General features: G+C 50.9%; 13 protein-coding genes and 2 pseudogenes. 9 read left to right on the forward strand and 6 right to left on the reverse strand.

Features of this window, described 5'->3' with window-relative positions:
* Positions 1–140: 140 nt before the first annotated feature.
* The 6 genes and pseudogenes from JCM10914_RS16070 (at position 141) to JCM10914_RS16095 (ending at position 6,438) form a co-directional block, all read left to right on the forward strand.
* Positions 141–419, forward strand: a complete 279-nt coding sequence (locus JCM10914_RS16070) for a hypothetical protein (RefSeq protein WP_052019840.1) — start codon at positions 141–143, stop codon at positions 417–419.
* A gap of 150 nt (positions 420–569) precedes the next feature.
* A complete protein-coding gene (locus JCM10914_RS16075; protein ID WP_023962848.1) occupies positions 570–2,366 on the forward strand; it encodes a sensor histidine kinase in 1,797 nt (598 codons plus the stop codon).
* A complete protein-coding gene (locus tag JCM10914_RS16080; protein ID WP_023962850.1) occupies positions 2,341–3,126 on the forward strand; it encodes a response regulator in 786 nt (261 codons plus the stop codon). The genes JCM10914_RS16075 and JCM10914_RS16080 overlap by 26 nt, the downstream gene beginning before the upstream one ends.
* 115 nt (positions 3,127–3,241) lie before the next feature.
* The gene (locus JCM10914_RS16085) at positions 3,242–4,555 is read left to right on the forward strand and encodes an extracellular solute-binding protein (protein ID WP_023962852.1); all 1,314 of its coding nucleotides are present in this window, start codon (positions 3,242–3,244) and stop codon (positions 4,553–4,555) included.
* Between the two features lie 104 nt (positions 4,556–4,659).
* A pseudogene (locus JCM10914_RS16090) lies at positions 4,660–5,540 on the forward strand (carbohydrate ABC transporter permease).
* 13 nt (positions 5,541–5,553) lie between these two features.
* On the forward strand, positions 5,554–6,438 hold the full coding sequence (locus JCM10914_RS16095) for a carbohydrate ABC transporter permease (protein WP_023962856.1): 885 nt from the start codon (positions 5,554–5,556) through the stop codon (positions 6,436–6,438).
* Positions 6,439–6,527: 89 nt separating this feature from the next.
* Here the strand turns inward: JCM10914_RS16095 and JCM10914_RS16100 are convergent.
* The 3 genes and pseudogenes from JCM10914_RS16100 to JCM10914_RS16110 form a co-directional block, all read right to left on the reverse strand.
* Positions 6,528–7,912, reverse strand: a pseudogene (locus JCM10914_RS16100) (nucleoside recognition domain-containing protein).
* Positions 7,863–8,609 carry a FeoB small GTPase domain-containing protein gene (locus tag JCM10914_RS16105; protein WP_023962862.1) on the reverse strand — a complete coding sequence of 249 codons (747 nt, stop codon included), beginning with the start codon at positions 8,607–8,609 and terminating at the stop codon, positions 7,863–7,865. Before JCM10914_RS16105 ends, JCM10914_RS16100 begins: the two are co-directional and overlap by 50 nt.
* Positions 8,606–8,857: a FeoA family protein gene (locus JCM10914_RS16110; protein WP_023962864.1), complete on the reverse strand. Its 252-nt coding sequence runs from the start codon at positions 8,855–8,857 to the stop codon at positions 8,606–8,608. Before JCM10914_RS16110 ends, JCM10914_RS16105 begins: the two co-directional genes overlap by 4 nt.
* Positions 8,858–9,091: 234 nt before the next feature.
* Between JCM10914_RS16110 and JCM10914_RS16115 the strand changes: the two genes are divergently transcribed.
* The 3 genes from JCM10914_RS16115 (at position 9,092) to JCM10914_RS16125 (ending at position 12,536) form a co-directional block, all read left to right on the forward strand.
* Positions 9,092–10,138, forward strand: a complete 1,047-nt coding sequence (locus JCM10914_RS16115) for an NAD(P)/FAD-dependent oxidoreductase (RefSeq protein ID WP_036718612.1) — start codon at positions 9,092–9,094, stop codon at positions 10,136–10,138.
* Position 10,139: 1 nt separating this feature from the next.
* The gene (locus JCM10914_RS16120; protein WP_023962868.1) at positions 10,140–10,448 is read left to right on the forward strand and encodes a metalloregulator ArsR/SmtB family transcription factor; all 309 of its coding nucleotides are present in this window, start codon (positions 10,140–10,142) and stop codon (positions 10,446–10,448) included.
* Between the two features lie 360 nt (positions 10,449–10,808).
* Positions 10,809–12,536: a proline--tRNA ligase gene (locus JCM10914_RS16125; protein ID WP_023962870.1), complete on the forward strand. Its 1,728-nt coding sequence runs from the start codon at positions 10,809–10,811 to the stop codon at positions 12,534–12,536.
* Between the two features lie 18 nt (positions 12,537–12,554).
* On the opposite strand, the gene JCM10914_RS16130 is transcribed toward JCM10914_RS16125, so the two are convergent.
* The 3 genes from JCM10914_RS16130 to JCM10914_RS16140 all read right to left on the reverse strand — a co-directional run bounded on the left by JCM10914_RS16130 (position 12,555) and on the right by JCM10914_RS16140 (position 14,995).
* Complete coding sequence (locus JCM10914_RS16130) at positions 12,555–13,445, reverse strand: carbohydrate ABC transporter permease (RefSeq protein ID WP_023962872.1); 891 nt, start codon at positions 13,443–13,445, stop codon at positions 12,555–12,557.
* Positions 13,446–13,463: 18 nt separating this feature from the next.
* The gene (locus JCM10914_RS16135) at positions 13,464–14,348 is read right to left on the reverse strand and encodes a carbohydrate ABC transporter permease (RefSeq protein ID WP_036718615.1); all 885 of its coding nucleotides are present in this window, start codon (positions 14,346–14,348) and stop codon (positions 13,464–13,466) included.
* Positions 14,349–14,593: 245 nt separating this feature from the next.
* Positions 14,594–14,995, reverse strand: a complete 402-nt coding sequence (locus JCM10914_RS16140) for a ClpX C4-type zinc finger protein (protein WP_023962876.1) — start codon at positions 14,993–14,995, stop codon at positions 14,594–14,596.
* Positions 14,996–15,090 lie beyond the last annotated feature (95 nt).

Consider the following 15,090-nt stretch of genomic DNA (forward strand, 5'->3'; position numbering starts at 1 on the left):
AGAATGAGGGGGGAATGTGCGGAGACGCCAATAATTTGGGCTGTTCCCTCCAAATATGCCAATCCGATATGTGCTAAAATATAAAGTAGCTTATCCACAACGCAGATCATTCTTCAATGAACAACCGGAGGTTATTATTCATGGTACCCGTTCTAGTCGTTATATTGATCATCGTGATTCTAATCATCATCGCTGTCATACTCAGGAAGAGAAGCAGCAGTAACCATACATCCAGACGTAAGGTGATTCCGTTCAAGTCCGGGTCAAGATCCCGTGCGCTCAAGCAAGGGCAGGCGTGCAGTCGATGTAATCGCAAACGACCGCTCGTCTTCTATGCGAACGATGCCGGAATCGTCAAAGGATTGTGCAAAGAGTGCAAAAACAAACTGGAACAGCATCAGGAGCTATATCCTGTATAACATGCCTTCATCTGTTGAATATTGGAAGAAGTGCGCGGGGACACTAACCCGCGCACTTCTTTTTGTTTTAGGATGAATTCGACTCCCCATTTTGTTACAAATTGTGTATAGTGGATAGCAGTTTCAGGTGGAAGGGGAGTGTAACGTATCTTGGGCCGATTTGTTAAACTGAACACCCTAAGAAATCAAATATTTCTCGGATTCATGCTGGTCATGGTAATCGTTCTCGCCTTGGTCGGGGTTTTTGTATATGATCAGGTCGCTGTGCTTTTGCGTAACAGTGCAGAGAAGCATATTCAGCAGACGGCGGTCCAGACGACGGGCAAGCTGGACGCCCTGCTGGGACAGGTGGACACGCTCACGGCACAAGTCTCGACCAATGCAACGGTTCAGCGTTATTTGGCGCAGGAGACGGAAGGACGACCGCTCAGCTTTAACGAACGTCAATCTCTGCAGCAAGAGGTCCGTAAATTCGAGGCTTATGCGACGGGCATACGATCGCTGGAGTTATATACAACCGATTATCGGCGGCTGTTTCCGCTGGATGAGGGCAGTTTGCTCAGTCGGGTTTCGAGTGATTGGATTCATCGTGCGGATTACGGGATGGGGAAGCTAGTATGGTTCGGCGAAGACCCGCGTGATCCGGATGTGGTCGTAGCCGTCCGCCGAGTCCGCCTGATTGATCATTCGTATGCCCATGGCGGTTATTTGTATCTCAAGCTGGAGAAGGAGTATTTTGAGCTCACCGATACAAGCAGCAGCCTTAGGACCGACTCGCGCGAGGCGATGGGATTGTTCGATCAAGCGGGCAATGAGATTTCCTCGGACTTTGCCGTGCCTGTGAATTCGGCGGAAATATTACATCGTGAGGGTGAGACGATCACCCTTGGCAATGAGAATTATATAGCCGTTCAGAGGCGTTCCGAGGCGACCGGCTGGAATCTGGTGATCCTGACGCCGGTGGATTATACGACCGAAGGTATCTCCGTCTTGCGGACAGCAATTATCATATCCGGGGCGGTTGGCGCCTTGCTATTCCTATTCCTCAGCTTTATCCTGACCACGATGATTATCCGTCCTATTCTTAATTTGATCCGCGCGATGCGCGGCGTCAGGCTCGGTACGCTGAAACCGATTCCCGTCAGCTCCAAGACGATGGAGATCAACGAGCTTAACAATACGTACAATCAGATGATCGATTCATTAAATGAACTCATCGAGGTCGTCTATCAGAAGGAGCTCATTCAGAGCCGAACCGAGCTGAAAGCGCTGCAGGCACAGATTAATCCGCACTTTTTGTTTAACACATTGGAAGCGTTCTATTGGGCGTTAGATGAGCAGGGGGAAGAAGAACTCGCTGAGGTCGTGGTTGCCATGTCCGGTTTGTTCCGTTACGTCATTAACCGTAAGGATGAGGATGAATGGGTAATGATTCGGGATGAATTGGAGCATGCGGAGCGGTATTTGCTGATCATGAAGATGCGAATGCTGGACAGGTTGTCATGGCGGATTGAAGCGGATGATGCAAGCCGAAACGTTCCGATTCCGAAGCTGTTGATTCAACCGATCGTGGAGAATGCAATCCTGCACGGGGTGGAGCAGCGGCTGGGTCCAGGGACTGTCGTTGTCAGTGCCAGGAAGTCGCAGGCGCATCCGGGCTATACCGAAATTTCGATCGTGGACGATGGACCTGGCATGGATGAAGAGACGATTGCTGCCTTATATGCATCTATGGAAAAAGGGCAAGCGGTCTCGTCCAAAAAGAGTGGCGTTGGAATCGCCAATGTGGAGCAAAGACTCCGGCTGTATTACAATTCCGACCAGTCCGGTCTTCATATTGCTAGCATAGAAGGTCAAGGGACGACGGTATCATTTCGAATCCCGGATAATTTTCCGGTGTTGAAGGGGGAGGGAGCAGGACATGAAGACGATATTGATCGTGGATGATGAACCTAGAACGCGGGAAGGTGTAAGGAAGACGCTGGAGGCATGGTCTTCAGGCAAACATCGTATTGAGATGGCCGCAAGCGGAGTTGAAGCGCTGCAGTGGCTGCAAAGGGAAATTGCGCATCTTGTCATCACGGATATCCGCATGCCTGAGATTGGCGGACTTGAACTTATTGAGCGATTGCAAGATGTGAAGAATCCGCCTGTGATCATCGTTATTTCGGGGTATTCCGAGTTTGATTATGCACGCAAAGCTTTACAGCACGGAGTGGTCGATTACTTGTTGAAGCCGCTTGATAAACGGAAGTTAGTTGCGGCTGTTGAATCGGCGTTAGCCAAGGGGGAACGTCAGCAGCAGATTGAGCGCATGGAGAGGCTGGTCGATCCGAAGCTGCTTGAAGCCGCGCAGCAGGAGAAGATATACAGCGTTCAGGTGCAGGAAGCGCTGGAATACGTGGATGGGTCGCTGCATGAACCGGTGTCGCTCAAGGAGGTAGCGGAAGCACTCCATTTGAATTCGAGTTATTTCAGCGTACTATTCAAAGATCAGACGGGTATAACTTTCAGTGAATATCTGACGCGTCGAAGAGTACAGCGAGCCAAAGAACTATTGGCCGGCACTTCGCTGTCCGTTGCCGAAATCTCCGAACGGGTAGGATATCAGACTGCTAAATATTTTGTGAAAGTGTTCCGTGATCATGAGAGTGTCAGTCCAAGCCAATACCGTCAAGGTGTGACCGATACGAATGAACATATCTAATAAAAGTGGAATTAGTCCCAATGGTTATGTCCTTATCGCATCTTCTCCTCGCTGATACAATTTGATTAAAGCGGTTTCAATACGCGATAGATAATGAGGAAAAGGGGTTGTAAACGTGTTCAACAAAAAATGGACGGTTCTGCTTCTGACGTTGTGTGTAGCTCTGATTGCCGCAGGTTGCGGATCAGGCAACAGTGGCGGCGGTGCAAGTGGCGGTAGTGACGGCGATAAAGTAACGGTTAATTTCATGCATTTATGGCCAGCTGGCGTATCGGCAGGTCAGAATAAAATCGTGAACCAGATCATCGAAGAATACCAGAATGAAAACCCGAATGTCACGATTAAGCAAGAAGTATTAGACAACGAGCAATACAAGAACAAATTGAAAGTGCTTTCGGCTTCCAATGAACTGCCTGACGTTGGCGTCACCTGGGCAGCGGGCTTCCTGAAGCCTTATGTTGAAGGCAATCTGTTTGCTCCGGTAGACGACTTGCTGGATGGTGAACTGAACGGCAAGTTCGTCGCAGGTACTACAGAAGCTTATGCGATCGAGAATAAGACGTATGCGCTTCCGTTGGAGTTCAATATTGCGCCAGTGTATTACAACAAAGCGATTTTCGAACAGTACAATCTCGAAGTTCCGCAAACCTACGAACAATTTAAGGCGGTTGTGAAAACGCTCTCGGACAACGGCATGGCTCCGATCGCGCTGGGTAATAAAGATCGCTGGACCGGCTCCCTTTGGTACATGTATCTGGCTGACCGGATGGGTGGTCAGGAAGCACTGGCTAATGCGATCAGCGGTTCCGGATCCTTTACCGAAGAGTCGCTCGTGAACGCAGCAGGCGAAATTCAGTCGCTGGTGGATGGCAACGCTTTCGTGAAAGGCTTCAACGGCCTGTCTAACGAAGAAGCTAAATCTGAATTTCTGAACGAGAAGGCCGCTATGTACATGATGGGTACATGGGAGCTGCCGAACTTTACGACGAACGAAGAAATCCCGCAAGAGTTCCGCGATAACGTCGGCTTCTTTAAGTTCCCGACAGTGGAAGGCGGACAAGGCGATATCAATAGCTGGGTCGGCGGCCCGGGCGTCGGATTGTTTATCTCCGAAGGCTCCCAAGTGAAAGAAGAGTCGAAGAAATTCGTAGAATATTTCGTAACCAAGTGGGGAGAGCAGTCCGTTACGGGCGCTGGTGTCATCCCTGCCACCAAGGTGGACACGTCCACACTGGAACTGCCTCAATTGTATATCGATCTGTTTGATGAAATGAATCAGGCAAGCAGCATCACATTGTTCGCGGATGTGCAGATGGAAGCAAATGCAGCCGAGACGCACTTGAATATGATTCAAGCTCTCTTCGGTAAAGCGGTCACGCCGGAGAAATATGCAGAAGAGCATGATGCGGCCTTATCTAAAGGTAAATAATCCTTAGATTGATGGAACCCAAGTATGATCATTTATCCAGCAGCAATGCCGGATAAATATTTTTCATGAAGATCGTATGCAACATAAGAAAGGGGTCGGTTCCTGTGGATAAGGTGATGTCCAACAAGAGAATCATTGCATTGTACGTACTGCCCGCACTGCTTGTCATCATGGCCGTCGTTTATATTCCGATCGTGCTCACGGCCTACTATGGCTTGAATGACTGGAACGGCATCGGCGCGATGACCTTTATCGGACTCGAAAATTATCAAGCACTGTTAACGGACGGCAAGTTCTGGGATAGTGCGTGGCACTCCCTGCTGCTGGCTTTGTTCTCGGCTGCGAGTTTACTTATATATCTTGCTGTTGCGATGGTATTGTCCTCGAAGATCAAGGGGGCCAATCTGTTCCGCAAAATATACTTGATTCCGATGCTGCTTTCCTCCGTGGCGATCGCGCAGCTGTGGCTGCGTATCTATCATCCTACGAACGGTATCGTGAACAGCTTTCTGGAGTCGATTGGCATCGCCAATCCGCCGGCCTGGCTGGCTGAGCCATCGCTGGTACTCTACGCTTTGTTTATCCCGATCCTGTGGCAGTATGCAGGCTTCTACATTCTGATCTATTATGCGGCCCTTAAGAACATTCCGGCTTCGTTGGTGGAAGCGGCCAAGATCGATGGAGCTACCTCGATCCAGATCGCTTTCCGCATCAAGCTTCCGCTCATCATGGAAGTCATCAAGGTTACGATTGTACTCGCGGTTGTCGGTTCACTGAAATATTTCGATCTGATCTTTGTTATGACCGACGGTGGGCCAAATGGCGCGAGTGAAGTAATGGCTTCTTATATGTATCATACGGCTTTCCGCGCTTATGATTTCGGATATGGCAGCGCATCGGGTTCTTCCTGTTAGTCATCTGTCTTGTCGTGACGTGGTTTATCCGCAAGTTAACGGCAACCAAAGAAACAATCCAATATTCATAAGGAGGGAAGCTATATGATATCCGGAGCCGCAGGGCAGCTAGAAGGCAAGCGCAACCGTTCAGGCAAGAACGCGCTGAATAAGATAGGTTATCTACTGCTCTACGTGATATTAATCGGCGTGGGAATCTTTCAGCTGTTTCCTCTCGTATGGCTGATGCTGTTCTCGCTCAAAAACAATCAGGAAGTGTTCAACTTACCGCCGTTATCCCTTCCGCTGGATCCAAAGTGGGAGAATTACGAGAAGGTATGGAGTGCCGGTAATATCAGCGTCTATTTTCTGAACAGCGTGTGGATCACGGTCGTGGCTACGGGCCTGACGATCATTCTCGGCAGTCTCGTAACCTTTGCGATCACGAGAATGAAATGGAAGGGGAGTTCATTTGTGCTGGGACTGTTCATGGTCGCCATGATGATTCCGGTTCATTCCACCCTGATTCCATTGTTTAGCATGTTTAATAAAGTTGGGCTGACGGATCATCCGTTGTCGCTTGTGCTGTCCTACGTAGCGTTTAATATGCCGATTACGATCATGATACTACTAGGGTTCTACTACACGCTGCCGAAGGAAGTGGAAGAGGCAGCGGTCATGGACGGGTGTTCCGTTCATCGCGTATTCTTCCGAATCGTCCTTCCGATGACCGGCTCGGTATTGGCTACGACCGCCATCATTAACATGATTTATAACTGGAACGAATTTATATTCGTGAATACGTTTATCAGCTCGGATATGTTCAAGACGCTGACCGTCGGCGTTCAGAACTTTATCGGCCAATATACAACCGACTGGGGCGCGATTGGCGCAACGTTGATGATCAGCATCTTGCCAATCCTGCTTATGTTCCTCTTCCTCAGTGACCGGATCGTGGAAGGTATTGCGGCCGGTTCGGTTAAAGGCTAAGTATCATCATCATATGAGCAGCAAAAAGATCGCAGACAAGCTCCACTCGGAGTTTCTGTCTTGCGATCTTTTTTGAGCGTATCGTCGTTCTATACCCACCCGAGCGCTCTTACGACTTGGGCGACGATGAAAGTGACGCCGATAGCGATGGCCGTAGGGATGGCGAAGGCGAGGAAGGTCCATTTAGGACTCTTGGTTTCTTTCCAGATGTTGATCAGCGTTGTGCCGCACGGATAGTGTAGCAGCGAGAATAGCATCATGTTAAGCGCCGTTAACCAGGTCCAGCCCTGATCGACGAAGATCTGCTTGAGCGCGAACATATCGCTCACTTCCGTTAACGAGCCCGTTGCGAGGTACCCCATCAACAGGATGGGCAGCACGATCTCATTGGCCGGAAGTCCGATAATGAAGGCCATGAGAATGAAGCCGTCCAACCCGAGCGAGCGAGCGAACGGTCCAGGAAGTTGACAAAGTGCAGCAAGATGCTGGAATCACCGATATGAATGTTGGCCAGAATCCAGGTCAGCACGCCCGCTGGCGCGGCGACGATTACGGCTCTGCGCAGCACATAGACCGTTTTGTCGAGGGTTGATCTTAGAATCGTGTTCCAGATTTTCGGTTTGCGATAGGGTGGAAGTTCGAGCGTATAGTGAGACGGGACACCTTTCAGGGCCGTTTTGGACAATCCCCACGATACGGTCAGCGTGACCACAACGCCGATCAGAACCATTCCGATCACGACCGCGGCAGTCACAAGCGTCTGGGCACCTCCGGCAAAGCCGGCGGCCATAAACAGGGAAGCCAGCAGAATCAGGGTCGGCCAGCGGCCGTTACATGGCACGAAATTGTTGGTCAGAATGGCGAGCATTCGTTCTCTGGGAGATTCGATGATACGGGTGGACATGATCGCGGCTGCATTACAGCCGAATCCCATCGCCATCGTCAGCGATTGTTTGCCGTGCGCACCGGTTTTTTTGAACAAGCGGTCCAGGTTGAAGGCGACCCGCGGCAGATAACCGTAGTTCTCCAGCAGGGCAAATGCCGGGAAGAATATCGCCATCGGCGGCAGCATGACGCTGATAACCCAAGCCGTGCCGCGGAACAGGCCGAGTACGAGCAGCCCGTGCAGCCACTCTGGCGCTTGAACCGCCGTAAATCCCATCGTCAAATATCCTTCGATATAGCCGAAGAAACTCGCAAGCATGGAGGAAGGAACGTTAGCCCCGGCTATCGTGAGATAAAATATAACTCCGAGCATGGCCAGCATCACCGGAAAACCCCACAGCTTGGAGGTGAAGATGCGATCAAGCCGTTCGGAACGATAGAGGAGTTCGCGATTCGTGATGGTTACAGCGTCACTACAAAGCTCCCGCGATTTCTTGAATAACTCTCCTACGATGTCCTCGCGCACGTCATAGGGGGGTTCAGCAGGAATGCTGTCCGTTAGAGCTTCCAATCGTTGTAGGCGCTCCATAAGCGACTCCTCCTTTGTCTGAAGAACCCAGTCGGTCTTTCAGCGCTTCAATCAATTTCCGGTCACCATCAAGGAAGCGGAGCGCAAGCCATCTGGCAGGGTATTCATCCTGGAAGATCGCCCGTAGTTCCGGCTCCAGCCGTGATATTTCGTGCTCTAGCTGCTCATGATACCGCATGCGGTATGGAGTGGTTTTTATTTGTCCGGTACACATCAGAAGCAGCTTTTCCGATAGTGCATCAAGGCCTTCATTATTTCTAGCAGACGTCGGGATAACAGGAACTCCAAGTCTGGCTTCAAGCTTGCGTAGATGGACTTCGATCCCTTTCTTCCGGGCCTCATCCATCAGATTAAGACAGACAATGACCCGATCGGTCATTTCCAGCACCTGCAGCGCCAGATTCAGGCTTCGTTCAAGCGCCGTCGAGTCGAGTACCAGCAGCGTCACATCCGGTTTGTCGAAAATGATATAGTCCCGGGCTACTTCTTCATCAGCGGAATTGGAAAAGAGGGAGTAGGTACCCGGCAGATCGATGAGCTGGAAGCGAACATCTTTATAATCATAATTCCCGCTGGCCAGACTGACGGTTTTGCCGGACCAGTTGCCGGTGTGCTGCTTCAGGCCAGTCAGGGTATTAAACAGCGTGCTTTTTCCCGTATTCGGGTTGCCCGCTAATGCAACGGTATATGTTCTCATGATGAAATCACCTGTCCCCAGATTAGCTGACTTTCTTCTTTGCGCAGTGCAATGACGGTTCCTGCCACTCGGTAAGAGGTCGGGTCCCCGAGTGGACTGGACTTCAGCACTTCAATGACCGAGCCCGGTACGAACCCGAGGTCCAGTAGCCGGCGTTTATGGTCGCCGCGGATATGAACTTGCTCAATCTTGAAGCAATCACCAAGCGCAGCTTGATGTAAATGCTGAAGCTGTTTAGTCTTATCCATAAAATTTAACCTCTTCCTATTATATTGGGCCGAGCATATATTGTTTCCTATAAGCAACTTTACGCCTATAGTATGACTGCTATGTCATATTGTCAACGGAATTGATTGATTTTTTTGCTGAGTATGTGCCGGCCAGATCCAACCTTCTTGTTTTAAAGGCTTTCATATTAGGGTGGGATATGTTATATCTATATATGAGCAATCAATCATATAGTTTGAGGTGGTTTATTTATGATATGGGATGTCGTCGTTATCGGTGCGGGACAAGCTGGATTAGCGGCAGGTTATTGGTTACGCCGAGCAGGTATGTCATTTGTGATGCTGGATCGGGGATCGGAGCCAGGAGAAACATGGCTCGCTCGTTATGAATCGTTGCGGTTGTTTACGCCTCGGACGCATAGTGCGCTGCCCGGGATGGAGATGCAGGGGAACCCTGACGGCTTCCCTGATAAGTATGAAGTGGCTGCCTACTTGAAATCTTATGCATCCCGATTTGAATTGCCGATCCAGTGGAAGCAGGAAGTGTTGTCCGTAACGAAGGAGCGGGATGGGTTTGTCATTCATACCGAGGGAGAAGAACTGCGCGCGAAGAAGCTGATCATAGCGACAGGTCCCTTTCAGCGACCGCGAATCCCCGCTTTCTCTGCCGCGCTGCCGAAGGACATTCTGCAGCTGCATTCCTCCGCTTACATGGAGCCGTCGCAACTTCAGGGAGGCAATGTACTCGTGGTGGGCGGAGGGAACAGCGGGGCCCAGATTGCAACCGAGTTATCGGGCAGCCGTGAGACGTACTTGTCGCTCGGACAGCGGCCGCGGATCTTGCCGATGACGATGGGCGGGAAGAGTATGTTCTGGTGGCTGGATCGCCTGGGGATTCTGTCAGCACGCACAGATTCATGGATTGGCCGGGCGCTGAGGCGTAAAGGGGATCCGATTTTTGGATATGAATTGAAACAAGCGGTCAAGTGCGGTAAAGTGGTGTTGAAAAAGAGAGCTGTCCGAGCCGGCAGCTCCGGTATGGAGCTTGATGACGGGACGATAGTATCCGTCCGCAACGTCATTTGGGCTACCGGTTTTGTCTCCCGATATGATTGGCTCCGCATCGAGGGCGCGATGGATCATGAGCAGGCCGTCATTCATGCCAACGGTCATAGTCCGATCTCAGGCTTGTATTATGTGGGACTTCCATGGCAGACGCACAGAGGCTCCGCCCTCCTGACCGGAGTAGGAAGGGATGCGCGCGCGATCGTTCAGGCTATAATTAACGAAGAGGGGGATTAGTATGAATAAAGAGCATCATGAGCTGCTGCAAGAAGACCAGGCCATGGAAGCGTCACGTCTACTGAAGGCCATATCCGATCCGACTCGAATTCGGATCTTGCATCTGCTGTCCCAAGAAGAGTGCCCGGTTGGTCATATCGCCGAAGTGCTCGGCATGAGCCAATCCGCTGTCTCCCATCAACTCAGCTATTTGCGGACATTGCGACTGGTCAAATATCGCAGAGAAGGCAATACGTATTTCTATACGTACGAAGATGAACATGTCATCGGTATTCTGAAGCAGGTGCTGGACCATATCGACCATCTCTAAGAGAAGAACGGGATATCTTCCGCTTGACATCATGTTGATGCGGTTGTAATGTATTGGCAAATGAATTATCGTGAAGAACGATCATCAAGGACATGAGTTTGCCCGCATCCGGCAACACAGAGAGGAAGCCCTCGGCTGAAAGGCTTCTGAATGCCCGGTGGCAAGCTTCCTACCTTGTAGTTGCCCGCTGTTAACAGCGGAGCCGGCCCAGGCTCGTTATTGCCTTGTTGAGAATCTTGGATGGCAGCTGCTGTGCCGTGCAGGATTGAATCAGGGTGGTACCACGAAGCACATTCGTCCCTAGCGGAGAATGTGTTTTTTTTGCGTTTATTTTCAGAAGATGAAGGAGGTTATCAAGATATGAGGCAAAGTCAATTGTTTATGACGACGATGCGTGAAGTGCCATCCGAAGCCGAAGTATCCAGTCATCAGTGGATGCTGCGAGGGGGATATATTCGTCAAACGGCAGCAGGAGTATATTCATATCTGCCGCTCGGACGACGGGTACTGCGCAATATTGAGAGCATTGTCCGTCAGGAGATGGATGCAGCGGGTGCACAGGAGATGCTGATGCCAGCGATTCAGCCGGCGGAACTGTGGCGAGATTCGGGAAGATACGATGTATATGGGGCGGAACTGATTCGGCTGCAGGACCGGCATGAGCGGGAGTTTGTACTGGGACCGACGCATGAGGAAGTGATCACCTCAATCGTTCGTCAGGAAATCTCTTCCTATCGAAAACTTCCTGTGAACCTTTACCAGATTCAGAGCAAGTATCGGGATGAACGCCGCCCGCGCTTTGGTTTGCTTCGTGGACGCGAATTCCTGATGAAGGATGCATATTCATTCGATGGTGATTGGGGAGGGCTCGATGTCGCTTACCGGGCCATGTATCAAGCGTATGAACGAATATTCAAGCGCTGTGGGCTGACGTTCAGGGCAGTGGAAGCAGACGCCGGTGCGATCGGTGGTCAAGGCGAGACGCATGAGTTCATGGCGCTGGCGGCCATCGGGGAAGACACGGTGGTGTCCTGCAGCCGTTGTACGTATGCCGCGAATCTGGAGCGGGCTGAAGCAGCCGCCATGGATAAAGCTGCTGATAGGACAGATGCCATCGCAGGCGGCTCTCCAGCTTCAACGACGGAGCGGGTGCACACACCGGGCGTCAAGAGCATGGAGGAACTGACCCGATCGCTCCAGGTGACTTCGGCGCAACTGATCAAAACGCTGATCTTCCGTGTGGATGGACGTAGCTACGCCGTGCTTGTCCGCGGTGATCGGGAAGTCAACGAGACGAAAGTAAAGTCCTATCTGCAGGCAGAACAAGCGGAGCTTGCCGAAGCGGAAGAGGTCACGCGGATTACCGGTGCGTCTGCCTTGTTTGCTGGACCGGTGGGTCTAACGATACCGATACTCGTAGATTATGAGGTTGCGGCTATGGTTCACGGAATAACGGGTGGCAATGAGAAGGATATTCATATCCGGGGCGTACAGCCTGGAGTGGATTTCCCGCTTGAATTCGTTAGCGACTATCGCAACGTAATCGAAGGTGAACCGTGTCCGAGGTGTGGGGAGCCGATACAGTTCCATCGCGGAATTGAACTTGGGCATGTGTTCAAATTAGGGACGAAATACAGCGAGGCGATGAATGCAACGTACTTGGATGCGGAGGGAGAGGCCAAGCCGCTGATCATGGGATGTTATGGAATCGGGGTATCCCGCGTCATGGCTGCGATTGCCGAGCAGAGCATTATCGAAGATCGACTGGTATGGCCGATCTCCGTTGCTCCATTTCAAGTGCATATCATTCCGGTCGCCACGAAAGATGAGGTACAGCTTAAGCTGGCTGAACAAATATACGGTGAGCTCCGCCATGCCGGACTGGACCCGCTCCTGGACGACCGCGATGAGCGGGCGGGCGTGAAGTTCAAGGACGCCGATCTCGCAGGAGCGCCGATTCGTATAATCGTGGGCCGCGGCGCCGCAGCAGGCGAGGTCGAATGGACGGGCGCGGATGGCGTGAAGATGAACCTTACGGTTGCGGAAGCCATCGAGCGTGCCCGGGCAATCACTTGTCAGGAGAGGTAAGTCGAGAACACTCTTGCCTTATCCTTTCACCGCGCCGGCGGTGATCCCCTTAGTCATCTGTTCGGTGAACAGCAAGTAGATCAGAATTGTTGGCAGGGCGATGATGGTCATGACGGCAAACTGAGCTCCGTAATTGGAGGAATATTCACCGGCAAATTTCATGATGGAGAATGGAATGGTCTTAATATTCTCACTCGTGAGGAAGGTGTTGGCCATGATGAATTCATTCCAGGTACTGATGAAATTGAGAACGCAGATGGTCGCAATCGCCGGCTTGGTGATGGGAAGGATAATTCGGAAAATAACCCCAAAGATGCCGGCTCCATCCATGACGGCCGATTCCTCAATGGCCTTGGGGATGGTCTCCAGAAATCCGGTCATGATGAACATGCTAATTGGAATGACGATAGCCGTGTAAGGCAGAATGAGCGTAAACAGGTTGTTTAGCATATCCAGCTTATGAAACAGGATGAAATTCGGCAGCAGCGTGGCATGGATCGGAATAATCATCCCGAGCATGACGAATCCGAGAAAGAAGCCGCTAAGCTTCCATTTCATCCGGGTAAAGGCATATCCCATCATCAAGGCCAGTATCGCTGAGACGACAACGGTAATGACGGTGACAAGGAGACTGTTGAAGAAGAACAGTGGCACACGGCCGTAAGTGAAGGCGTTCTTATAGTTAATCCATTGGGGCGGGTCGGGCCAGATTAGAAAGCTTTTTCCGAAGAAATCCCCGCTCTTCAGCAATGAGTAATCGATCAGCCAGATTAACGGAAACAGCTGGATCAATGCCACGATAATCATAAAAGTAAATAGTGCAATCTTAGGCCACGGACTGCGCCGGACGATCCGGCTTGAGGACGGAACCTCCGGCGGCTTCTGAGCTGTTGATATTGGTGATGACAACTGGAATCCCTCCTCTAATTAAAATTCTCCGACGTCTTTTTTCAGAGCTTTGTTCAAGATTACCGTCAGGATCAGGCAAAAGATAATGAACAACACGGAAATGGCGTTCCCGTACCCGTAGAGGGATGAGGAGAAGGCTACCTTATAGATGTAGTTGCCCAGGAATTGCGTGCTGTTGGCGGGTCCGCCGTTAGTCATTAGGAACACGGTTTCCATCTGCTTCAGACAGGTAGTAACCGCGATAATGACGGCCACCCGCATCATTGGTGAAAGCAGCGGTATCATGATTCGGGTGTACAGCTGCGTATAGGTGGCTCCGTCGATTTTGGCGGCTTCTCCGAGATCCTTCGGTATTCCCTGGAGACCGGAATAGTAGAGCAGGAGCGCATATCCGAAGCCTTGCCACATCACGACAACAATGATGCACCAGATGGCGGTCGCCGGGTCGCCGAGCCAATCGTGCTTAAGCACCCCTAGTCCGATGCCGTCCAGGAATTTGTTGAGCAGACCGTAATTCGGGTGGAAGATACCGCTCCACAGCTTGGCCGTAACGACGATGGAGATGACCGCCGGAATGAAGAAGATCGTCCGGAATATCTTCTCGTACTTCCCGCAATGCGTAAGGAAGATGGCCAGTAGGATGGCAATCGGATGCTGGATCACAAGGGTGGCCGCCGTGAGCAGCAGAGCGTTCCAGAGCGAACTCCAGAATACCGGGTCCTCAAACAGAATCTCCTTATAATTACTCAGGCCGACGAAATTGTAGTTACCGATGCCGCCCCAGTCCGTCGAGCCGTAATAGGCGCTCATCATAATGGGAACGCAGATCATAAATACAAATAAGATCAAGCCCGGAGCGATGAGCAGAAAGATTGCTTTTTTGTCACTGAGTACTTTGTGCATGGTGTTCAACATCTCCGTCCTTCTTATACTGGGTGGGGCTTGAATCAACCCCAAAGATCCGATAATGCTATCGTATCCGAGCCATCTTGGAGTGAACATGCCGGAAAATTAAGATGAAGGTATGCATTTTTAAGGAGGATGTTAGAACTGAGGTAGTGAAGATCATCACCGAGTATAGAAGAAGAGGGCGACTCGCAAGATCGATCTGATCTGTGGAGGCACCCTCTTCATCGTGGATGTGTCTGCTATGGTTGTGATTGAACGACTTGCTGCCCGAACTCAAGGCATCCGCTGCAGATTGACACACCCGGTCCAAGTGCAAGCTGACCTACTTCATCCTTACTCCGGTTGCAGAATGAACAAGAGTCGGTATGCGCAACGCCATGTTCTGAGGCCGTGATTCCGTTACCGGATGCAGCTTGATAGAGATGACCGATTACGCTCTGGTCGATGTATTCGAACTCGCCTTTTAACTTCAGCGCCACCGTCGTATAAGCAATGGCCATCCCTTCATAGAATCGCTGACGTTCAGTGTGGTCGCTCTTGACCATATAGCTTTCGCACAACTGACTGAGCTTCTCAAGTTCTAGTATCGTATCTTCGATTTTGGCACCGCGAAACATTTTTTTACGAAAATCCTGATCCATAAGCTTGAATTCCTCCTCTTTGTTTACAAATGTATACATGGAGTCTATGTTCAATATTCGTGATTGATCCTGCAATTCCTGCCAATACTCCAAAA

The sequence above is a fragment of the Paenibacillus sp. JCM 10914 genome, from assembly GCF_001315105.1.
Taxonomy (GTDB): domain Bacteria; phylum Bacillota; class Bacilli; order Paenibacillales; family Paenibacillaceae; genus Paenibacillus_AQ.

What these genes read in the sequence shown, in the direction of transcription:
- JCM10914_RS16070 (WP_052019840.1), top strand. Translation starts at nt 141, where the DNA reads ATGGTACCCGTTCTAGTCGTTATATTGATCATCGTGATTCTAATCATC.
- JCM10914_RS16080 (WP_023962850.1), top strand. Translation starts at nt 2,341, where the DNA reads ATGAAGACGATATTGATCGTGGATGATGAACCTAGAACGCGGGAAGGT.
- JCM10914_RS16095 (WP_023962856.1), top strand. Translation starts at nt 5,554, where the DNA reads ATGATATCCGGAGCCGCAGGGCAGCTAGAAGGCAAGCGCAACCGTTCA.
- JCM10914_RS16105 (WP_023962862.1), bottom strand. Translation starts at nt 8,609, where the DNA reads ATGAGAACATATACCGTTGCATTAGCGGGCAACCCGAATACGGGAAAA.
- JCM10914_RS16110 (WP_023962864.1), bottom strand. Translation starts at nt 8,857, where the DNA reads ATGGATAAGACTAAACAGCTTCAGCATTTACATCAAGCTGCGCTTGGT.
- JCM10914_RS16120 (WP_023962868.1), top strand. Translation starts at nt 10,140, where the DNA reads ATGAATAAAGAGCATCATGAGCTGCTGCAAGAAGACCAGGCCATGGAA.
- JCM10914_RS16125 (WP_023962870.1), top strand. Translation starts at nt 10,809, where the DNA reads ATGAGGCAAAGTCAATTGTTTATGACGACGATGCGTGAAGTGCCATCC.
- JCM10914_RS16135 (WP_036718615.1), bottom strand. Translation starts at nt 14,348, where the DNA reads ATGCACAAAGTACTCAGTGACAAAAAAGCAATCTTTCTGCTCATCGCT.
- JCM10914_RS16140 (WP_023962876.1), bottom strand. Translation starts at nt 14,995, where the DNA reads ATGGATCAGGATTTTCGTAAAAAAATGTTTCGCGGTGCCAAAATCGAA.